Annotated in this window: 13 protein-coding genes; 3 read left to right on the forward strand and 10 right to left on the reverse strand. The window is 72.3% G+C overall.

What is annotated here, in order from left to right; all coding sequences use genetic code 11:
- Positions 1-11 precede the first annotated feature (11 nt).
- Positions 12-5,873 carry a TIR domain-containing protein gene (locus FKD65_RS08605; protein WP_141576964.1) on the forward strand — a complete coding sequence of 1,954 codons (5,862 nt, stop codon included), beginning with the start codon at positions 12-14 and terminating at the stop codon, positions 5,871-5,873.
- Here the strand turns inward: FKD65_RS08605 and coaE are convergent.
- The 6 genes from coaE to polA form a co-directional block, all read right to left on the reverse strand.
- Positions 5,870-6,466: a dephospho-CoA kinase gene (coaE, locus tag FKD65_RS08610; RefSeq protein WP_141576965.1), complete on the reverse strand. Its 597-nt coding sequence runs from the start codon at positions 6,464-6,466 to the stop codon at positions 5,870-5,872. The genes FKD65_RS08605 and coaE overlap by 4 nt on opposite strands.
- 25 nt (positions 6,467-6,491) lie before the next feature.
- Positions 6,492-6,983 carry a GNAT family N-acetyltransferase gene (locus FKD65_RS08615; protein ID WP_141576966.1) on the reverse strand — a complete coding sequence of 164 codons (492 nt, stop codon included), beginning with the start codon at positions 6,981-6,983 and terminating at the stop codon, positions 6,492-6,494.
- A 253-nt stretch (positions 6,984-7,236) separates the two neighbouring features.
- The gene (locus FKD65_RS08620; protein ID WP_141576967.1) at positions 7,237-9,189 is read right to left on the reverse strand and encodes an endonuclease/exonuclease/phosphatase family protein; all 1,953 of its coding nucleotides are present in this window, start codon (positions 9,187-9,189) and stop codon (positions 7,237-7,239) included.
- A gap of 212 nt (positions 9,190-9,401) precedes the next feature.
- Complete coding sequence (gene rpsA, locus FKD65_RS08625; RefSeq protein WP_141576968.1) at positions 9,402-10,892, reverse strand: 30S ribosomal protein S1; 1,491 nt, start codon at positions 10,890-10,892, stop codon at positions 9,402-9,404.
- 239 nt (positions 10,893-11,131) lie between these two features.
- Positions 11,132-12,220: a polysaccharide deacetylase family protein gene (locus FKD65_RS08630; RefSeq protein WP_240810034.1), complete on the reverse strand. Its 1,089-nt coding sequence runs from the start codon at positions 12,218-12,220 to the stop codon at positions 11,132-11,134.
- Between the two features lie 1,383 nt (positions 12,221-13,603).
- Entirely contained in the window at positions 13,604-16,294 is a 2,691-nt protein-coding gene (gene polA, locus FKD65_RS08635; RefSeq protein WP_141576970.1) for a DNA polymerase I, read from the reverse strand.
- Between the two features lie 138 nt (positions 16,295-16,432).
- On the opposite strand from polA, the gene FKD65_RS08640 reads away from it, so the two are divergent.
- The gene (locus FKD65_RS08640) at positions 16,433-16,789 is read left to right on the forward strand and encodes a PaaI family thioesterase (protein WP_368367269.1); all 357 of its coding nucleotides are present in this window, start codon (positions 16,433-16,435) and stop codon (positions 16,787-16,789) included.
- Between the two features lie 316 nt (positions 16,790-17,105).
- On the forward strand, positions 17,106-17,693 hold the full coding sequence (locus tag FKD65_RS08645) for a DUF4352 domain-containing protein (RefSeq protein ID WP_141576971.1): 588 nt from the start codon (positions 17,106-17,108) through the stop codon (positions 17,691-17,693).
- Positions 17,694-17,764: 71 nt separating this feature from the next.
- Here FKD65_RS08645 and FKD65_RS08650 read toward each other — a convergent pair whose 3' ends face one another.
- Genes FKD65_RS08650 through FKD65_RS08665 form a run of 4 tightly spaced genes read right to left on the reverse strand, consistent with a single transcriptional unit; the run spans position 17,765 to position 21,495 of the window.
- Positions 17,765-18,580, reverse strand: a complete 816-nt coding sequence (locus tag FKD65_RS08650) for an ABC transporter ATP-binding protein (protein ID WP_141576972.1) — start codon at positions 18,578-18,580, stop codon at positions 17,765-17,767.
- On the reverse strand, positions 18,570-19,310 hold the full coding sequence (locus tag FKD65_RS08655; protein ID WP_141586601.1) for an ABC transporter ATP-binding protein: 741 nt from the start codon (positions 19,308-19,310) through the stop codon (positions 18,570-18,572). The genes FKD65_RS08650 and FKD65_RS08655 overlap by 11 nt, the downstream gene beginning before the upstream one ends.
- Before the next feature lie 47 nt (positions 19,311-19,357).
- Positions 19,358-20,533 carry a branched-chain amino acid ABC transporter permease gene (locus FKD65_RS08660; protein WP_141576973.1) on the reverse strand — a complete coding sequence of 392 codons (1,176 nt, stop codon included), beginning with the start codon at positions 20,531-20,533 and terminating at the stop codon, positions 19,358-19,360.
- Entirely contained in the window at positions 20,530-21,495 is a 966-nt protein-coding gene (locus FKD65_RS08665) for a branched-chain amino acid ABC transporter permease (RefSeq protein WP_141576974.1), read from the reverse strand. The genes FKD65_RS08660 and FKD65_RS08665 overlap by 4 nt, the downstream gene beginning before the upstream one ends.
- Between the last annotated feature and the right edge of the window lie 38 nt (positions 21,496-21,533).

Raw genomic sequence — 21,533 nt, forward strand, 5'->3', positions numbered from 1 at the left:
ATACTGGCGCCATGACAACCCCCGGCCACCCCCAGGAGCGTCCGACCGACTTCTTCATCAGCTACTCGCCGGCCGACGAGCGGTGGGCGTCGTGGATCGCCTGGCAGTTGGAGGCGGCCGGGCACCGCACGATGATGCAGGCCTGGGACTTCGTGCCCGGGACCAACTTCATCGACTACATGGACCGGGGCCTGTCGGAGGCGAAGGTCGTGGTGGCGGTGCTGTCGCGCAACTACCTGCGCTCCCGCTACGGGCGGATGGAGTGGATGGCGGCGCTGCGCGCCGACCCGGACGACCCGGCGCGCAAGCTGGTGACGGTCCGCATCGAGGACTGCCCGATCGACGGGCTGCTGTCCACGATCACCTACGTGGACCTGGTGGGGGTCGACGAGCCGGACGAGGCGCGGCGGCTGCTGATGCGCCGCATCCAGGAGGCCCTCGCCGGCCACGCGCGCCCCTTGGACGGCCCTGGCTTCCCCGGAGGGGGCCCGAACCGCCACCTGCCGCCGCACGGTGGCCGGGAGCCGCTCGTGGGCCGCCTGGAGGAGTCTGACGGTCCCGGAGGGGGCGGGAGGCCCGAGCCGGCCGGGGAGCGGCCCGCCCGGCGGGCGCCGGTCGCCGCACCGGCGTTCCCGGCCGCCGAGACCGCGCACGAGCCGCGCGAGCGGCTGACCGTGCTGCACGTCTCCGGCCCCCGGTTCGGCCGGACGCTCGCCGACCCCGGCGAGCCCACGACCGCCACCGAGCTGCAGGACCGGATCTGGAGCGATGTGACCCGGCTCGGCGACTCCGGCGTCCCGCGGCCCGACCTGCTCGTCGTCACCGGCAACATCACCCACTCGGGCAGCCGCAAGGAGTTCGCCGAGGCGCTGTCGTTCCTGACGAGCCTGCGCGCGCTGCTGGGCCTGGAGGCGCAGCGCGTGGTGGTGGTGCCGGGCACCCACGACGTCACCCGGGCGGCGTGCCAGGCGTACTTCTCCAGCTGCGAGGCCGACGACATCGAGCCCCAGCCGCCGTACTGGCCGAAGTGGCGGCACTACGCGGGCCTGTTCAAGGAGTTCTACCAGGGCATCGACGCGCTCATCTTCGACAGCGCCCAGCCGTGGACCCTGTTCCCCGTGCCCGATCTGAAGGTCGTCGTGGCCGGGCTCAACTCGACGCTGCCGCAGACCCACCGCGAGGAGGACCGGTACGGGCGCGTCGGCCAGGCGCAGGCCGCCTGGTTCAACGAGCGGCTGCGGCACTTCGAGGCCGAGGGCTGGCTGCGCCTCGGCGCGGTCGAGCACACGCCCATCGCCGGGGAGCCGGGCGCGCTGCGCGACCCCGAGACGGTGGAGACGCTCCTGGCCTCCCACGTCAACCTGTTCTTCCAGGGGACGGAGTCGGAGTACGGCGCCGTCCCCCTGCTGGCGGGCAGCGGCGTCCCGTCCGTCCCGGCGCTCGGCCCCGGCCGGCACCAGCTCGTCGTCGTGCACGGGAACGGGCTGGAGCGCTGGGTCCCCGAGGAGGCCGGCAGGCGCGGCCCGGAGCGGCTCGAACGGTCCTGGACGGCCGTGAACGGAACGTTCCCGCCGCCCCGCGCGCAGACCCCTCCGGCCCCTCCCGCCCCGGAACCCGGCCCCGGCGGGGACGGCACCGCCGACCCCGTCCCCGACCCCGCGGGCCGCCTGCTCGACCGGCTGACCGAGGCGTGCGAGACGCGGTTCGAGCGCGCCATGATCCGGCGCGTCACCCCGCCCGCGCGCGAGGACGGCCGGTCCGAGCCGCCGCACCTGCTGCTCACCCACCTGGAGGACGGCTTCGTCCGCCAGTACCGGATCGGCGCCCACGTGGGCCAGGTGACCGAGGCCGACGTCGACGCGTTCGTCCGGCACGTCCACGCCGACGGGTCCGACCACGGGTCGGAGCTGGTGTACCTGGGGCCGGCCCCGGCGCGGTCCGTGCGCGACGACGCGCTGCGCCGCGGCATCCGGGTGCGCAGCCTCACCGAGTTCCAGGGGCTCGTCGACCTGTCGGAGTACGTCGCGGCCCAGACGCGGAGGCTGTCGGCGGGCGGCCTCTACCCGCCGTCCCTGTACGTGCCGCAGCGCTACCGGGAGGTCGACCGGTTCCTCCCGGAGAGCGGGCCGGACGACGAGAGGCGCCCGGGCACGGACGTCCACGACGACGTCGTGGGCGAGATGCTGCGGCTGCTGGCCGCCGACCACGGGCGGTTCCTGCTGCTGCTGGGCGACTTCGGCCGCGGCAAGACCTTCGCCCTGCGGGAGCTGGCCCGCCGCATCCCCGAGGAGCTGCCGCACGTCGTCCCGATCCTCATCGAGCTGCGGGCGCTCGACAAGGCGCACTCGGTGGACGGGCTGGTCGCCGCGCACCTGGCCAACCACGGCGAGGAGCTGATCGACCTCAAGGCGTTCCACTACATGCTCCGCCAGGGCCGCATCGTGCTGCTCTTCGACGGGTTCGACGAGCTGGTCACGCGGATGACCTACGACCGCGCCGCCGACCACCTCGACACGCTGCTGCAGGCCGCCCAGGACAAGGCGAAGATCGTGGTGGCGAGCCGGACGCAGCACTTCAAGTCCCAGGCGCAGGTGCTGACCGCCCTCGGCGAGAAGGTCGGCGTGCTGCCGCACCGGCGCGTGCTGTCCCTGGAGGAGTTCGCGCCCACGCAGGTCCGCTCGTACCTGGTGAACCGGTACGGCGACGAGGGCGCGGCGGAGGACCGGCTGAGCCTGCTGTCGGGGATCGAGGAGCTGCTGGCGCTGACGTCCAACCCCCGGATGCTGTCGTTCATCGCCGACCTCCCCGAGGACCGGCTGCGCGCGGTCGCGCAGGCCCGCCGCGCCGTCAGCCCCGCCGACCTCTACCAGGAGATCCTGTCGTCCTGGCTGGCGTACGAGGCGGAGCGGGTCGGCGGGGCGGGTGGCCCGTCCGGGATGAAGGCCGAGGACATGTGGCAGGCGGTGGGCACGCTCGCGCTGCGGCTCTGGGAGGGCAACGAGCAGTTCCTGCGCCTCGCCGAGCTGGCCGACGTCGCCGACGCCCTCACCGGCCTCACCGCGGGGCGGATGTCACCGCACCAGGTGACGCACGCCGTCGGCGCCGGGAGCCTTCTCGTGCGCACGCCCGAGGGGCTGTTCGGGTTCATCCACCAGTCCGTCATGGAGTGGCTCGTCGCCCGGCACATAGCCGACGAGTTCGCCAAGGGCGAGGCTCCCGCCGCCCTGAGCCGCCGCGCCCTGACCCAGCTCGCGGTCGACTTCCTGTGCGACCTCGCCGACACCCGCGCCTGCCAGGAGTGGACGGCGGCCGTCCTCGCCGACCCCGAGGCCGACGACATGGCACGCGCCAACGCGATCCGCATCACGACGCGGCTGCGGACCCCCGCCCACACCGACCTGCGCGGCGCCCGCCTCCAGGGCGAGGACCTGTCCTACCGCGACCTCCAGGAGGTCGACCTCACCGGCGCCGACCTCACCGACGCCCAGCTGGTGGGCGCCAACCTCTCGCGCGCCGTCCTGCGGGACGCCTCCCTCGCCGGGGCGCGCCTGGACGAGGCCACGCTCACCGGCGCCGACCTGCGCGGCGCCGACCTGTCCCGGGCCCGCCTCGCCCGCGCCGACCTGCGGGACGTCGCCGTGGACGGCAGCCACTGGACCCGCGCCGCCCTCGTGGACGCCGTGCTCCCCGACCGCGTCGCGACCGCCCCCGAGCTGCGCGAGGCGGCCATCGCGCCGGGCCGCCCCATCGACATCCAGGTCGCCCCGGCCGCGGTGGGCGTCCCCTACGGGTTCCACTTCCAGACCAGCCGCCTCCCGCAGCCGCTCGCCTACAGCCCCGGAGGCTCCGTCCTGGCCGTCGGCAGCGAGGACGGCGGCGTCCTCGTCTGCGACGCCGTCACCGGCACGCCCCTGCGCAACCTCCAGGGCCACACCGACCGCGCCTACGCGGTCGCGTTCGACGCCGCGGGGGCCCTCCTCGCGAGCGGGTCGGCCGACGGCACCGTCCGGCTCTGGGACCTCGCCACCGGGCACACCGCGCACACCCTCCCCGTCCACCCCGACGGCGTGTGGCCCGTGGTCGTCGGAGGCCGCTCCCCCGCGGGCGGCGACCTCCTGGCCGCCGGCGCCGCCGACGGGACCATCCGCGTGTGGAACACCGTGTCCGGCGTGCTCCTGCACGAGCTCGCCGGGCACACCGCCCCCGTCTACACCGCGGTGTTCGACCCCGCCGGCTCGCTCATGGTCACCGGCGACGCCGGCGGCACGCTGCGCGTCTGGGACCTCGCCACCGGCGCGCTGCGCCGCGAGCTCGCCGGGCACCACGGCGCGGTGTTCCGCGCCGTCTTCCACCCGGACGGCTCCCTGCTCGCCGCCGGAGACGAGGCGGGCGTCGTCCGCCTCTGGGACATCCGCACCGGCGAGATCCGCCAGGAGCTCCTCGGCCACACCGGCCGCGTCTACGCGATCGCGTTCCACCCCGACGGCGGCCTCCTCGTCACCGGCGACACCGACGGGTCCGTCCGCCTCTGGGAGGACGGCCGCCAGCGCGCCGCCCTGACCGGCCACGGCGGCGGCATCTACCAGGCCACCTTCAGCCCGGACGGCGGCCGGCTCGCCACCGCCGACAGCGCAGGGTCCGTGCGCCTGTGGGACCCCCGCACCGGCCGGCAGCGCCTCGAACTGGCAGGGCACCGCGGCGCCGTGTGGCCGTTCGCGTTCCGTCCGGACGGCACGCAGCTCGCCACCAGCAGCAACGACGGCACGGCACGGCTGTGGGACGCCGAGACCGGCCAGTGCCGCGTGGTGCTGCGCGGCCACGGCCGCCGCGTCACCGGCGTCGCGTTCAGCCCGGACGGCGGCCTGCTCGCCAGCAGCGGCAACGACGGGCTCGTCCGGCTGTGGGACCCGCGCTCGGGCCGCCGGATCCGCGAGCTGCGCGGCGTCGCCGACAACCTCACCTCCGCCGCGTTCAACACCCGCGACTCCCAGCTCGCGACCGCCACCAACGACGGCGGCGTCCACCTGTGGCAGGCCGGGACGGGCACGTTCGAACGCGAGCTGAACGTCGAGACCGACCACGTCTGGGCGCAGGCGTTCGCCCCGTCCGGCGACGTCCTCGCCACCGCCAACGACGACGACTCCGTCCGGCTCTGGTACTGGACGAGCGGCCGCGAGATCGTCAACCTGGCCGACCACCGGGGCCGCGTCCGCTCCATCGACTTCCAGCCCGGCGGCGCCCTGGTCGCCACGGGCTGCGACGACGGCCTCGTCCGTCTCTGGAGCCCCCGCACGGGCGAGCTCGCCGCCGCGCTGCGCGGCCACGGCGACCGGGTGTACCAGGTGAAGTTCTCACCGTCCGGCGAGACCCTCGCCAGCGCGAGCAACGACGGGACCGTCCGCCTCTGGGACCCGTCCACGGGCGATCTCCAGCACACCCTCACCGAGCACACCGGACGGCTGTGGACCGCGGCGTTCCACCCGTCCGGGGCCGTGCTCGCCAGCGCGGGCGACGACATGGTCGTGCGCCTGTGGAACCCGTCCAACGGGCGCCTGCTGCACACCCTCACCGGCCACACGCGCCGCGTCTGGTCCGCGGCTTTCAGCCCCGACGGCTCCCTCCTCGCCACCGCGGGCGACGACGGCGCCATCATCCTCTGGGACGTCACCGACCGCGACGCCCCCGCGCGCCGCGCCACCCTCCTCGGCCTGGCCGAGGGCTGGGCGGCCCTGGCCCCCGACGGCCGCTACAAGTGGGAGGGAAACGCCACGGCCGAGTTCTGGTACGCCGTGGGCATGTGCCGCTTCGAGCCGGGGGAACTCGACGCCTACCTGGCCGAGGTCCACCGCCTCCCCCTCGACGCCCCGTTCTAGGAGGCGCGGCGGGTGAGGGACTCCCAGAGGGCGTCGACCCGGGTCTTCAGGTCGGCGAGGGAGCCGGAGTTGTCGATGACGTGGGTGGCGACGGCGCGGCGGTCCTCGCGGGACGCCTGGTTGGCCATGCGGGCGCGGGCGTCCTCCTCGGTCATGCCGCGGCGGGCGACGAGGCGGTCGAGCTGGACCTCCTCGGGGGCGTCCACGACGACGACCTCGTCGTACATGCCGGCCAGGCCGTTCTCCGCCAGGAGGGGGACGTCGTAGACGACGACCGCGTCGGCGGGGGCGGCGTCCATGAGCTCCTGCATCCGCTCCCCCACCAGCGGGTGGACGATCGCGTTCAGGGCGGCGAGCCGGGCGGAGTCGGCGAACACGATGCGGCCGACCTTCTCCCGGTCGAGGGCCCCGGACGGCAGGAGGACGTCCTCGCCGAACTCCGCCACGACGGCGGCGAGGCCCGGGGTGCCCGGCGCCACCACCTCCCGGGCGATCTTGTCGGCGTCGATGACGAGCGCGCCGTGCTCGCGCAGCCGCTTCGACACCTCGCTCTTGCCCGAGCCGATCCCGCCGGTGAGTCCCACTTTCAGCACGGGACTCACCCTAGCGGCGCGACCGCTAGGCGGTTCCGGCGGGGACGAGGGGTTTGCGCATGTGCACCAGCGTGAGGTGCGCGGCGACGCGCTCGCGGCGCGTCTCGGCGTAGCCGAGCCTCCGGTACAGGCGCACGTTCGCCTCGCTCAGGTGGCCGGTGAACAGCACGCACGCGTCGGCGCGCCCGGCGACCTCGGCCTCCAGCGCCGTCATCAGGCTCCGCCCGATGCCGCGGCCCTGCAGGTCGGGGACGACCACGAGCCTCCCGACCAGGCACGTCCGCTCGTTGAACCGGGCGCGGACGGCGCCGACGAGCCTGCCGTCCAGCACCGCCTTCAGCACCACGGCGTCGCCCGCCAGCACCTTGCGCAACTGCTCGGCCGACTCCACCAGCGGCGAGATGAACGGGTCGCCGTACAGCTGCGCCTCGCTGACGTAGGCGGCCCGCTGCACGGTCATCAGCTCGCCCGCGTCCGCGGGGGCCGCCCGCTCGATCACGACCGTCTCGGCGCTCATGGACAGCCTCCCCGCAGGTGACCGACCCCCCGCACCCCCCTGCTCGCTTCACTCATCTCGTGACCCTGGAGCCTTTCTCGAAGTGGCCTCGGCCACACGCGCGAACGCGTGACCTGCCCGGGGCCGCGAAGCCGGAGGCGAGCGGCACCGGGCAGATCGCGAAGCGATGCCGCGTTCGCCCAGGCACGGTCACGTAGCGAGCCGCCAGGCGAGCGAAGTGGGCCGGGACTGTTGAGAACACAGCGGCGTCCGCTCAACGCCCGATCCGGACGGTCACCGCGACCGGGTAGTGGTCGGACGCCTCGGACTCGGGCACGGAGTAGTCGGTGACGAGCACCCCGTCGGACCCGAAGACCCAGTCGGTGCTCGTGCCGTCCGGCCTGGTCGGGTACTGCTCGCCGCCGATCGCGGTGTTGCGCAGGTCGGTGCCGTCGGTCATCGCGGTCAGCTCCGGGCTGCCCGCGCCCGCGTCGAAGTCGCCGCCGATCAGCGTGCGGGGCGCGCCGCCCCAGGCCCGCAGCAGCGCCGCGATCTCCCGGAACCGCTCGCCGCGCTGGTCGTCGCCGCCCTCGAGGTGCGTCGACCACACGTCCATCGTGGTGCCGCCGACGGCGAGCCGCGCCCACACGTAGCCGCGGATCTGCGACCAGTCGCCCCTCGGCATCCGGCCCGTCCCGGAGCTGCGCACCGGCAGCGAGGTCAGGATCGCGTTGCCGAACTGGCCGTCGGCGGCGGGCCCCCAGACCAGGTTCATGCCGAGGCGCCGCGACAGCCACACCGCGACGTCGGTGGTGCCCGACAGCAGCGATCCGCGCCCGGCCTCCTGCAGCAGGACGACCTGGGCGTGCTGCCCCTCGATGACGCGGGCGATTCCCTCGGGGTCGAGACGGCCGGACTGGTCGACCGCGTCGTGGATGTTGTAGCTGAGCACCCGCACGTGGCCGCCGGCGGGCGCCGCCGGGGCCTCCCCGTCCGGGGCGGCGACGGTGAACACGAGGGTGCCGGCCAGCAGCACGAGCGCGGCACCGCCGGCGGTGAGGGCGCGCAGCGGGACGCGGGCGGGCAGCGGGCCGCCGCGGGCCGCGGCGATCGCCGCGAGCGCGCCGAGCGCGATGCCGGCGATGCCGGGCAGCACGTTGTTGGGGACGGGCAGCGGCGACACCGCGCTGACCTGGTACGGGATGAGGATCGCGGCGACGAGCAGGCCGCCGAGCGCGGCGCCGGCGTCCACCCGCCAGACGGGCCCGCCGGTCCCCGCGCGGCGCAGCGGCGCCCGGCACGCGACCGCCAGCAGCCACGCCGACAGCACCTGGCCGATGATCACGATGGGGACGACCTCGATGCCGGAGATCGCGTACGTCCCGGCGACGGCTCCCGCGCCCACGCCGAGGAGGGTCCCGCCGAGCACGCACACGCCGCCCGGCACGGCCCGCACGGCGAGCCCGGAGGCCAGGAACGCCAGCGCGAGGCCCTGCCCGATGACGATCGCGACGTGCGCGCCGGTCAGCGACTGCCATCCCGACGAGGCCACGAACGCGGGGCTGGCGAGCACGAGGACCTGCAGCGCGAGGAACGGCCCGAACGCCGCGGCGCCGAGCGCGTCCCGCCACGAGACGCCGGGCGCGGTGACGGGCCCGGACGCCAGCTCGCGGTAGAGCGCGGCGGCGCCGACGCCGACGAACGCCAGGCAGGCCAGCCACGGGCCGATGCCGTCGCGCCACACCGGGTCCCAGGTGGCGAAGCACATCCGCACGGCGGTGTCGATGGACAGACCCGCGACGGTCGCCGTCGCGAACCCCACCCCCGACAGGCCGCGGGCGCCCTCGTACAGGGCGGCGACGGCGATCATGCCGACGGCGGTGCCGGCGAAAGCGAGCCAGATGCGCGGATCGACCGCCTGCGCGAGCAGCCGGACGGCGAACAGCCCGCCGACGCCGACGAGCAGCAGCCCGCGCGGGCCGGCGAGGCGGCGGATCAGCGGGGCGGCGAACCCGGCGAGGTAGACCACGAGGACCCCGCCGGCGGCGGCCGGTGTCCCGGCCTCGTCGGCGAAGTGGTCGAGCTGCGGCAGAGAGAAGCGCAGCGTCTGCGCCAGCACCGCGACGGTGACGGCGATCAGCGCGAGTCTGGCGGGGCCCTGCGGGACGATCGGGGGGCCGACCGCCTCCGGGCCGCCGGTCCTTGTGCCTACGTCTGTGCTGGCCAATTGAACGAGTGCTCCCGGGGGACGAGCGGACCTTCGGGACAAGGGGTGCTGCGGGGCGCCGGGGCCGGCGCGCGCCTAGGACGTCATGGTGGCGCAACCGAAGCACGGCCGGAGGCCGATCCCGAAAGATCGTTCTCCGGCCGTGCTCAGTATGTCACCGCCCGCCGCGCGGGACCGCCGTGGCGGCCTCGCGCGGACGGCGCGTCAGGGCCTCACTGGCCGCCGGAGAGCTTCTCCCGCAGCGCGGCGAGCGCCTCGTCGGTGGCGAGTGCGCCACCGCCGGACTCGCTCTCGCCGCCGCCGGAGTAGGAGGTCTCCCCGCCGCCACCGCCGCCGCCGCCCGCGGGCTCGGCGCCCGCCTCGGCCTCGGCCTTGCGGGCCTCTTCGATCTGCTTGCGGTGGGCGTCGAAGCGGCCGCGGGCCTCGGCGTACTGCCGCTCCCAGGTCTCGCGCTGCTCGTCGAAGCCCTCGAGCCACTCGCCGGTGTCGGCGTCGAAGCCCTCGGGGTACTTGTAGTTCCCCTGGTCGTCGTACTCGGCCGGCATGCCGTACAGGGTCGGGTCGAAGTCCTCTTCCTCGATCCCCGCGGCGCCCTCGTTGGCCTGCTTGAGCGACAGGCTGATGCGGCGCCGGTCGAGGTCGATGTCGATGATCTTCACGAAGATCTCGTCGCCGACCTGGACGACCTGCTCGGGGATCTCCACGTGGCGCTCGGCCAGCTCGGAGATGTGCACCAGGCCCTCGATGCCCTCCTCGACGCGGACGAACGCGCCGAACGGCACCAGCTTGGTGACCCGGCCCGGGACGACCTGCCCGATCTGGTGGGTGCGGGCGAACTGCTGCCACGGGTCTTCCTGGGTCGCCTTGAGCGACAGGGAGACGCGCTCGCGCTCCATGTCGACGTCCAGGACCTCGACCGTGACCTCCTGGCCCACCTCGACGACCTCGGAGGGGTGGTCGATGTGCTTCCAGGACAGCTCGGAGACGTGCACCAGACCGTCGACGCCGCCGAGGTCGACGAACGCGCCGAAGTTGACGATCGAGGACACGACGCCCTTGCGGACCTGGCCCTTCTGCAGGGTGTTGAGGAAGGTCTGGCGGACCTCGCTCTGCGTCTGCTCCAGCCAGGCGCGGCGGGACAGGACCACGTTGTTGCGGTTCTTGTCCAGCTCGATGATCTTGGCCTCGAGCTCGCGGCCCACGTAGGGCTGCAGGTCGCGGACCCGGCGCATCTCGACCAGCGAGGCGGGCAGGAAGCCGCGCAGCCCGATGTCGAGGATGAGGCCGCCCTTGACGACCTCGATGACCGTGCCGGTGACGATGCCGTCCTCGTCCTTGATCTTCTCGATCGTGCCCCAGGCGCGCTCGTACTGGGCGCGCTTCTTGGACAGGATCAGCCGGCCCTCCTTGTCCTCCTTCTGGAGGACGAGGGCCTCGACGTGGTCTCCGGTGGAGACGACCTCGTTCGGGTCGACGTCGTGCTTGATGGACAGCTCGCGCGAGGGGATGACGCCCTCGGTCTTGTAGCCGATGTCGAGGAGGACCTCGTCACGATCGACCTTGACGACAGTGCCTTCGACAATGTCGCCGTCGTTGAAGTACTTGATGGTCTCGTCGATCGCGGCGAGGAAGGCTTCCTCGGACCCGATGTCGTTGACCGCTACCTGCGGGGTGGTCGAGGTGGCCTCGGTGCTGCTCGTCATGTGTCGGCTGGCTCCGGTACGGACATGGAAGTCGTGATGGGCTTGTGCGCGGAGGGCCGTTATCCGCCCTGCCGAGGACCGGAATGGAACGCGACCACTGCCGCGTCTATGAACCGAACCGATGTCGCCGACCTGACCGAGCGCGAGCCTGCTCCGTCCGAAGCGCGCGCAGGCCCACAGCGCAGCGATCAGGATATGGGACCGAACTCCCGTGGTCAATCCACGGCGGGCGGGCGTGGTCAGTACGTCCGCGCGTAGCCCCTGTACCGCTTGGCGAGCCGGTCCTCGGCCGCCTTGGGAAACGTCACCGTGTTCGGGTCCCCGTCAGATGTGTACCGCTCACCGGGGTTCTTGTCCAGGTACTCGAGCCAGGCCGTGGAGCAGTACTTGGTGCAGTCGTTCTCCTTGATCTTGCCCTCGGAGCGCACCCGGTCGATGTTCCACCGGTCGAAGTCGGCGTCGAACGGGGACACCGACGGCCGCCACCCGGCGAGGAAGATCCCCTGGAAGGCGTACCGGCCGTCCTGCTTCTCGGCCCAGGCCTTCTTCTTCGGCACGGCCCCGAACGGGTACGCGAAGGTGGTCGTGTGCGCCCCGGTGAGCCGGACGATCCGGTCCTCCATGTCGCCGATCTCCTTGTGCACGCCCTTTTCGGACATGCCGGTGAGGCTCGGATGGGACACCGTGTGGTTGCCGAGCTCGAACCCGTGCTGCTGGAGCCAGCGCAGCCCGGCCGCGGCCTGCGTGTCGCCCATCCCGAACAGCTCCTTGTTCAGGTAGAACGTCGCGGTCGGCCGGAACCCGGGGTTCTCCCGGGCGACCTGCTGGATGACCGCCACCGCCGTGTCGGGCATGGGGTTGCCCTGCGGGTCCAGCCCGAAGTGCCCGGGCGTGCTGTCGTCGAACGTCAGCACCACCGGATGCCTGCCCGCCGGCACGTCGATACGCCCGCTGACGAACTCGGCGGCCGTGATCGGGTAGTAGCCGTCCTTGGCCAGCCCGGTCAGCTCGTCGTACAGCTCCTTGCTCGACCGGTCCAGCGAGAGCTGCGGCTTCTTCATGATCCGGTGGTACATCAGCACCGGGACCTGCCCGAGCTCGTTCGCCTTGGCCGCGGCCGCCGCGGGCGCCGCCGCCAGGATGGGCGCGGTCACCGACGCGGAGGGAGAGGCACTCCCCGAGGCCGCGGGCGCCCCCGGCACCGGCGCGGCCCCCGCCTTGGCCGCCCGGGCGGCGGGCGTCGCCCCGGACGCGGCCCCGACCTGCCGGGCCGCCTTCTCCCTCGCCCGCTCCTTCCCGCTCCCGGGAAGCGTCAGCCCCAGAACCACGGCGCAGACGACCACAACTCCAGCGATCTTGTGAAGGAGAGGCACGTTACCCCCGCCGGTAGACCCGAACAGGACCAGGGGGACAGCGTACGACCCCCCGGACATCTAATGACACCTACCGGACTACCCGAGTTATACCCACGCCCCACCCCCACCGCGCCCTTTATCCCACCAAGGAGGAAAAGCCCCCACCAAACCCCATCCGCCCCCGAAGACAGCAACCCCCACCACCCCGACCCACCCCCCCAAATACACAAGACACAACAAAACCAACAAAAGCGACACATGCCACAAAAACAACCCAGAACACGCCCCCACTCCAACCACCGACCGAAAGACAACGACCGGCACCCGAAGCAAGAAAGAGGGAGCCCGTTACCGTGACCTGCGGCGACCTCACCCAGGAACGCCCCAGCACCCCTGGCCGCCGACCATCACCTCTACGCAGCGACGCAGCCCACCTCCGCCCCCACCCGACCTCTGCAACCAAGTAACGGCCGAGCAGCCCGCCCTACCCGCCGCTCACCCGAGCGAGCACAACCCGCCGGGCATCGCACCGTCATCCACGCAGACCCAGCCGAACCCGGCACTGCCACCGACGTCCGACCCAGCGGACCTCGCCCCACCATGTTCGAAGACGTGTGGCAATGGACTCATCCAGGGCCCTACCAAGGCCGAGGCACGCACACCCGCCCGCACCGCCACCACGCCCGAAGGCGCGCGGCGGTCGACGCGTCCAGGCGCCCACACGCCACTAGAGAGCCACGCCAGAGCGGGAGACGCACGCAAGGCCGGAACGCCCGCACCTTCAAGGCGCCGACGGGGGATCGACCGGCCGCAGCAGGCCGAGCAGCGGATCAAAGCGTCGACGTTCAGGGCCGCGCCGTGAGGACGATCCGCGCCGTCCCCCCAGCTCATCGTCGGGCGCGCCCACCCGCAGCGACTCCACACGCGCCGCCACCAAACGCTCCCGCCACACCCACCAGACGAACGCCCCCAGGCAGCTTCGCCCCCCACGAGAACCAGACCGCACAGCGAGCCATGAGCAGTGCCAGAGCCCACGAAAGCCGCTACCACACGCCGGACCCCACCCCCACAACTCCAGTAACGCGGAAATGTCGAAAGCAGGTTCAAACGCGCGAGAATCTTCCAACACAGCGAGCCGCAAGGCGAGCCACCCCCACCCACCAGCGCAACAACCTCAGCCACCTGCGCAACCCCGCGACGACCTCAATGGTCGCGATTGCGTCCGAAGGCAGATTCAAGCGAAGCAAGAATCTGATCGCGAAGCGAGCCGCAAGGCGAGACGAAGCGATGCCAGCAATCGCCCGCTTTTATCGACGATGGAGGGCCGCCAGGCCCGAAGGAGGAGAGAAAAGCAATTTAATGAGCAGCATCCTGCCAGGTGCGGCCGGTGCCCATGGAGATGCTGAGGGGGGCTCGCAGTGCGTAGGCGCCGGCCATCTCGGTGCTGACGAGGGTTCTCAGTTCGTCGAGTTCGCCCGGGGCGACCTCGAAGACGAGTTCGTCGTGGACCTGGAGGAGCATGCGGGAGGTCAGGCCGGCGCGGCGCAGGGCGCGGTCGACGTTGAGGCTGGCGACCTTGATGATGTCGGCGGCGGAGCCCTGGATGGGGGCGTTGAGGGCCATGCGTTCGGCCATCTCGCGGCGCTGGCGGTTGTCGGAGTTGAGGTCGGGCAGGTAGCGGCGGCGGCCGAGGATCGTCTCGGTGTAGCCCTCGTGGCGGGCCTTGGCGACGATGTCGCGCAGGTAGTCGCGGATGCCGCCGAACTGCTCGAAGTACTCCTCCATGAGGCCGCGCGCCTCGTCGGGGGAGATCCGCAGCTGCTGGGAGAGCCCGTAGGCGGACAGGCCGTAGGCGAGGCCGTAGTTCATGGCCTTGATGCGGGCGCGCAGCTCGGAGTCGATCTGCTCGGGCGGGAGCCCGAAGACGCGGGACGCGGTGATGGTGTGGAAGTCGGCGCCGGTGCCGAACGCCTCCAGGAGGGCCTCGTCCTCCGAGAGGTGCGCCATGATGCGCAGCTCGATCTGGGAGTAGTCGGCGGTGAGGAGGGACTCGTAGCCGCCGCCGACGACGAAGGCCTCGCGGATCTGGCGGCCTTCGGCGGTGCGGATCGGGATGTTCTGCAGGTTGGGGTCGGTGGAGGAGAGCCGGCCGGTGGCGGCGATCATCTGGTTGAACGTGGTGTGGATGCGGCCGGCGTCGTCGGCCATCGGGATGAGGGAGTCGACGATGCTCTTGAGCTTGGCGACCTCCCGCCATCGCAGGATGTGCTCCAGGACGGGGTGGCCGTCCTTCTCCAGGAGGGTGGTGAGGGCCTCGGAGTCGGTGGTGTAGCCGGTCTTGGTGCGCTTGGTCTTGGGCAGGTTCAGCTCGTCGAACAGGACCTGCTGGACCTGCTTGGGCGACCCGAGGTTGAACTCGCGGCCGACGGCGGCGTGGGCCAGCTGCTCCTGCTCCTTGACCTGGCCGCCCAGGGACGCCGACAGGCCGGCCAGGTGGTCGGCGTCGACGGCGATGCCCGCGCGCTCCATGCCGGCGAGGACGCCGACGAGCGGCAGCTCGACCTCGTGCAGGAGGCGGGTGGCGCCGCGCTTCTCGAGGTCCTTGTCGAGGACGTCGGCGAGCTCGGTGACGGCGCGGGCGCGGACCGCGAGGGCTTCGGCGGCCTCCTCCTCGCCGGAGCCGTCGAGGGTGAGCTGGCCGGAGTCCTCGGTCTCGCTGCGCAGCTCGCGGTGCAGGTAGCGCAGGACGAGGTCGGCGAGGTCGAACGTCCGCTGGCCGGGCAGCGCTAGGTAGGCGGCGAGCGCGGTGTCGCTGGTGAGGCCCTCCAGCCGCATGCCGCGCGCGGCGAGCGCCAGCATCGGGCCCTTGGCCTCGTGGATCGCCTTGGGGCGGGCGGGGTCGGCGAGGTAGGCGGCCAGGGCGCGCTCGTCGTCCTCGATCAGCTCGGCCGGGTCGATGTGGACGGCCGGGCCCTTCTTGGACGCCAGCGCCAGCGCGGTGATCTCGCCGGTGCCGCGGCCCCAGGTGCCGGTGACGGCGACGCCGGTCCGCTCGGCGGTGTTGGCGTCGAGCCAGGCGCCGAGCGCGCCGGGTTCGAGCGCCTCGACCTCGACGTCGAAGCCCTCCTCGGCCTCGGGCTCGGCGGTCGAGATCGTGGCGTAGAGCCGTTCGCGCAGGACGCGGAACTGCAGCGAGTCGAACAGGGTGTGGATCTCCTCGCGGTCCCACTGGCCCATCGTCAGCTGCGGCGGCGCGAGCTCCAGGCCGACCTCGCAGTCGAGCTTGTTGATCTGCTGGTTGCGCAGCACGCCGGCCAGGTGCTCGCGGAGGTTGTCGCCGGCCTTGCCCTTGATCTCGCCGACCCGGGCGACGAGCGTGTCGAGGTCGCCGTACTTGGTGAGCCACTTGGCGGCGGTCTTCGGGCCGACGCCGGGGACGCCGGGCAGGTTGTCGCTGCTCTCTCCCACGAGGGCGGCGAGCTCGCGGTACCGCTCGGGCGGGACGCCGTACTTCGCCTCGACGGCGGCCGGGTCCATCCGGGCGAGCTCGGACACGCCGCGGACGGGGTACAGGATCGTCACCGAGTCGTCGACGAGCTGGAACGCGTCGCGGTCGCCGGTGACGATGAGGGTCCGCATCCCCGCGCGGGTGGCCTGGACGGACAGCGTGGCGATGATGTCGTCCGCCTCGAACCCGGCGACCGACAGCCGCGGGATGCGCAGCGCGTCGAGCACCTCGAAGATCAGGCTGACCTGGCTGCGGAACTCGTCGGGCGTCTTCTGGCGGCCCGCCTTGTACTCCACGTACTGCTCGTGCCGGAACGTCGGCTCGGAGCGGTCGAACGCCACCGCGATGTGGGACGGCTGCTCGTCGCGCAGGACGTTGATGAGCATGGAGGTGAAGCCGTAGACGGCGTTGGTCGGCTGCCCGTCGGTCGTGGAGAAGTTCTCCACGGGCAATGCGAAGAACGCCCGGTAGGCCAGGGAGTGGCCGTCGAGCAGGAGGAGCCGGTCGCGCTTGTCAGGGGTCGTCGGTGAGGTCGCCACACCAGGACTCTAGTCTGCGCGTACGACAGTTTTGTGGAGGCGTAAGTGACTGACACCGACGGCGCGAACCCGCGGGACCCGATCGCGGAGATCCTCGCGGGGGGCGAGTTCGACGCGCACGGCGACCTGGCGAAGACCATGGGCCTCGAGTACCTGGAGGCGTCGCCCGAGCGCGTGGTGGGCCGCATGCCGGTGAAGGGCAACACCCAGCCCTACGGCCTCCTGCACGGCGGCGCCTCCTGCGTCCTGGCCGAGTCGATCGGCTCCGCCGGCGCGGCCCTGCACGCGGGCCCGGGCCGCATCGCCGTCGGGATCGAGATCAACGCCACCCACCACCGGTCCGCGACCGAGGGGTGGGTGACGGGCGTGGCCACCCAGGTGCACGGGGGCCGCACCCTCGCCACCTACGACATCGTCATCACCGACGACCAGGACCGGAGGGTCTGCACCGCGCGCCTCACCTGCATGCTGCGGGACGCCCCGTCCGGCGGCTGAGACCTCGCCCGGCCCGGGCGCCCCGGCCGGCCGCGGCGCTCCGTTCGGCCGTGGACGCGCCTTGATCCGCACTTTCTTTGCGATGCGCGGCCCCGGGTCTGTAGCGTGGATCAGACCGGCCCGGGGTCACCGAGTAGACAACGTACGCGCCCGGGGAAGGTTCGTACGGCCCCAAAGGTGACCCCGGGTCAACACATGCCCGGGGCCGGCGCCCCGCCGCGCCGACACCGGCGTAGGTCCGTCACCGGTTGCGGTTGCGTTGCGAAACGATCCCGCCCGTTCACCCGGCCCGCCCGCCGGCCGTACCTTCCGAGACATGCGCCACGCTGACACGCGCACCCGCGGCCCGCGCACCCGGCCCCGCGCGGGCAACGCCCTCGCGGCCGCCGCGCTCATCCTCGCCGCGACCCTCCCGCTCGCCGGGTGCTCCGGCTCCGGGCACGCCACCTCCCCGCCCGACTACAAGATCCCGGCCGAGAGGGCGCGCGAGGGCGAGTCCGTCCCCGAGGGCAAGACCGGCAAGAGCGCCGACATGCGCTTCACCGTCGTCGGCTTCCGCGAAGCCATGACCGACGTCATGGGCACCCACGCCGCCATGAACGCCAAGGGCGCCTTCACGCGCGTCCGCGTCCTCGCCGTCAACACCGGGCGCGACATCCAGGTCTTCGACACCTGGAAGCAGCGGCTCGTCACCACCGACGGCGGGACCTACTCCCCCGACGTCAACGCCACCATGATCAAGCGGCAGCCGGAGCGGCTCTCGGTCGGCGCGTCCATGCGCGTCGAGTTCGACCTGTGGTTCGACGTCCCGCGCGGTGCGAAGACCAAGGCCGTCCGCCTGTACGGCTCGCCGCCCGTCGGCGCGACGAGCGACCCCGCCCCCGCCGAGATCCCGCTGCCCTGACCCCCGCGACGCGCGAGGCCCGCCCGGCCCGGACGAACCGGACCGAGCGGGCCTGAGACCCGGACGAGCCGCTACTCCGGCCCGTCCACCTCAGAGTCCTTCGCGGACGCGGAGTCCTTCGCGGACGCGGAGCCCTTCACCGGCCCGCCCGCCGCTCCGGCCGCCGGACCGGCGCCTTCGCCGAGCTCGCCGCCCAGGTACGCCGCCCGGACCTCCGGGTCGTCCAGCAGGTCCGCCGCCGGAGCCGACTTCACCACGCGGCCGGTCTCCAGCACGTACGCCCGGTGCGCGATCTGCAGCGCCTGCTGCGCGTTCTGCTCCACCAGCAGCACCGTCGTCCCGCGCCGGTTGATCTCCTGGATGATCGAGAAGATCTGCTGGACGAGCATGGGCGCGAGCCCCATCGACGGCTCGTCCAGCAGCAGCACCTTCGGCTTGGCCATCAGCGCCCGCCCGATCGCGAGCATCTGCTGCTCGCCGCCGGACATCGTGCCGCCCATCTGCCTGCGCCGCTCGGCCAGCCGCGGGAACAGCTCGTACGCCTCGGCCAGCTCCTTGGCGGAGTCGTCCTTGCGGGCGTAGGCGCCCATCAGCAGGTTCTCCTCCACCGTCATGCCGGGGAAGATCCCCCGGCCCTCCGGCGCCTGCCCGATGCCGACCAGCACCCGCTTGTGCCCGGGCATCTTGCTGATGTCCTCGCCGTCGAACCGGATCGCGCCCGACGACAGCGAGCGCAGCCCCGACACGGTCTTCAGGGTCGTCGTCTTCCCGGCGCCGTTCGCGCCGATCAGCGTGACGATCTCCCCCTGGCCGACCTCCGCGCTGATGCCCTTCAACGCCGCGATCTTCCCGTAGTGGACGTGGATGTCACTGATCTCAAGAAGCATCGGCCGGAGCCCCCAGATACGCCTCGATGACCCGCGGGTCGTTCTGCACCTCGGCCGGCAGGCCGTCCGCGATCTTCTGGCCGAAGTCGAGCACCGCGACCCGGTCGCTGATGCCCATGACCAGGCTCATGTCGTGCTCGATCAGCAGCACCGTCACGCCGGTGTCGCGGATCTCGCGGATCAGCTGCTGCAGCGCCACCTTCTCGGCCGGGTTCATGCCCGCCGCCGGCTCGTCCAGCAGCAGCAGCTTCGGCTCGGTCGCCAGCGCCCGCGCGATCTCCAGCCGCCGCTGGTCGCCGTACGGCAGGTTCTTCGCCGCCTCCGCGCCGCGGTGCGGGATGCCCACGAGCTCCAGCAGCTCCTGCGCCCGCTCGCGCCCGCGGCGCTCCTCGCGGTGGTGCCACGGCAGCCCGAGCGCCGCCCCGACGAACCCCGTCCGGTGGTGCGCGTCCGCGCCCACCATCACGTTCTCGATCGCCGTCATGTTGTGGAACAGCCGCACGTTCTGGAACGTGCGCGCCACACCCAGCTTCGTGACCGTGTACCGCTTCTTGCCGTCGATGCGCTTCCCGCGGAACACCACCTGCCCCTCGGTCGGCCGGTAGACGCCGGTGGTCACGTTGAACACCGTCGTCTTCCCCGCCCCGTTCGGGCCGATCAGCGCGAAGATCTCGCCCTCGCGGATCGTGATGTCCACCTTGTTGAGCGCGACCACGCCGCCGAACCGCATGACGACGTCCCGCAGCTCCAGGACGGGCGCACCGCCCTCCGCCTCGCTCACTTGCCCTCCTCCACGGCGACCGCGTCGGACTGGCCCGGACCGGCCACCTCGGCGCCCATGCTGCCCATGCCGCCGGTGCCCTCGGCCAGCTCCGCCTTCCGCTGCCGAGACGGCCACAGGCCCTCCGGACGGAAGATCATCATCGCCACGAGCGCCGCACCGAAGATCAGCATCCGGTAGTCGTGCAGGAACCGGAACCGCTCGGGCAGCCACGCCAGCACCGCCGCGCCCAGCATGACGCCCGGAAGGTTGCCGGAACCGCCCAGCACCACGCCGGCCAGGATCAGCGCCGACACCAGGAACTCGAAGTTCTGCGGGTTGATCGAGGTGATCTGCCCGGCGAACACCACGCCGCCGCTGCCGCCGATCGCCGCGCCGATCGCGAACGCCGCCAGCTTGAACTTGAACGTCGGCACGCCCATCAGCTCCGCCGCGTCCTCGTCCTCCCGGATCGACGCCCACGCGCGCCCCACCCGCGACCGCTCCAGCCGCTTCACGAAGATGATCGCGAGGACGATGAACAGCAGCAGCAGGTAGTAGTACGGCCGCGCGTCCAGCAGCCCGTACTTCAGCGGCTGCACACCGAGGATCTCGAACTCCGACAGCGACGGCGGGTGCGGGATCTCCTGCACGCCGCGCGGCCCGTTCACGAACGAGCTGTTGTTCGCCGTCCGCTTGACGATCTCACCGAAGCCGAGCGTGACGATCGCGAGGTAGTCGCCGCGCAGCCGCAGCGTCGGCGCCCCGAGGATGACCCCCGCGAGCGCCGAGAACGCGATCGCCAGCCCCAGCGACTCCCAGAAGTTCCACCCGTAGCGCGTCGCGAAGATGGCCATCGTGTAGCCGCCCACCGCGTAGAACGCCACGTACCCGAGGTCCAGGAGGCCGGCCATGCCGACCACCACGTTCAGCCCGATCGCCAGCAGCACGTAGATCGCGATCTGGCTGCTCAGCATCGACGCCCAGTCGCTGCCGCTCGGCGCCATGAACGAGCCGATCGCCTCGCTCGGCAGCAGCAGCCCGCCGACGATCAGCAGGAGGTACACCACCCACCGCACCGCGCCGGGCGCACCAGCCCACCAGTCGCGCAGCGGGTCCAGGGAGAACATGTCCCCGCGCGAGCGGAGGCCGGCCGCGCCGCCCTTGCCGTTTCCGTTCTTCGTGAGGTTCATGCGCGCGCCTGCTGGAGGGACTCACCGAGAATGCCGGTGGGACGGAACATCAGGACAAGGATGAGCACGGAGAACGCGACCACGTCGCGCCACTGGGATCCGAAGAAGCTCGAACCGTACATCTCCAGCAGCCCGAGGGTGAACCCGCCGACCAGGGCGCCGCGGATGTTGCCGATGCCGCCGAGCACCGCCGCCGTGAACGCCTTGATGCCGAGCAGGAAGCCGACGAAGTAGTTCGTGCTCTCAAAGCGCAGGAAGTACAGCGCGGCGGCCACCCCGGCCATCACACCGCCGACCAGGAAAGTCACCTGCACCACCCGGTCGATGTTCACGCCCATCAGCACGGCCGTCTCCGGGTCCTGCGCCGTCGAGCGGATGCCGCGGCCGAGCTTCGTGCGGTTCACGAACTGGTCCAGCGCGACCATCATGAGCACCGCGCCGATGAAGACGATCAGCTGGTCGTTGCGGATCAGGATCGGCCCGAAGTCCACGACGTCGGACAGCTTCTTGAAGTGCTCGTTGACATCGAGCTTGCCGCCCTCCTTCGACGTCCCGAACACCTTGCTGATGATCACCGTGCCCATCAGCTGCTGGATGAAGATCGACGCGCCGATCGCCGAGATCAGCGCCGCGAGTCTCGACGCCCCCCGTTTGCGCAGCGGCCGGTAGGCCGCCACCTCCAGCAGCATCGCGCCGCCGCCCGCCACCACGCCGCTGACGACGGCCATGAGCGCCACCACGCCGATCAGCGCGACGCCGCCCACGGCGGACAGGTCCAGGGTCCGCGCCGTCCACAGCGCCGCGAACGTGCCGACCATGAAGATGTCGGCGTGCGCGAAGTTGATCAGCCGGAGCACGCCGTAGACCATCGTGTAGCCCAGCGCCAGCAGCGCGTAGATCGCGCCCAGCGCCAGGCCGTCGACGGTCGACGGCCAGAATTGATTGATGAAGTCGTCGAGCACCTTCGGTCGCCTTCGTCAAAAGGAGCGGGAGCGCTGTA

Origin of the sequence: Actinomadura sp. WMMA1423 (genome assembly GCF_006547145.1) — a bacterium.
Classification (GTDB): Bacteria; Actinomycetota; Actinomycetes; order Streptosporangiales; family Streptosporangiaceae; genus Spirillospora.

Bases quoted from the DNA above. Each gene is read 5' to 3' on its own strand.
- rpsA (WP_141576968.1), bottom strand. From the start codon at position 10,892: ATGACGAGCAGCACCGAGGCCACCTCGACCACCCCGCAGGTAGCGGTC.
- FKD65_RS08640 (WP_368367269.1), top strand. From the start codon at position 16,433: ATGGGCCTCGAGTACCTGGAGGCGTCGCCCGAGCGCGTGGTGGGCCGC.
- FKD65_RS08645 (WP_141576971.1), top strand. From the start codon at position 17,106: ATGCGCCACGCTGACACGCGCACCCGCGGCCCGCGCACCCGGCCCCGC.
- FKD65_RS08650 (WP_141576972.1), bottom strand. From the start codon at position 18,580: ATGCTTCTTGAGATCAGTGACATCCACGTCCACTACGGGAAGATCGCG.
- FKD65_RS08615 (WP_141576966.1), bottom strand. From the start codon at position 6,983: ATGAGCGCCGAGACGGTCGTGATCGAGCGGGCGGCCCCCGCGGACGCG.
- FKD65_RS08605 (WP_141576964.1), top strand. From the start codon at position 12: ATGACAACCCCCGGCCACCCCCAGGAGCGTCCGACCGACTTCTTCATC.
- FKD65_RS08660 (WP_141576973.1), bottom strand. From the start codon at position 20,533: ATGAACCTCACGAAGAACGGAAACGGCAAGGGCGGCGCGGCCGGCCTC.
- FKD65_RS08655 (WP_141586601.1), bottom strand. From the start codon at position 19,310: ATGCGGTTCGGCGGCGTGGTCGCGCTCAACAAGGTGGACATCACGATC.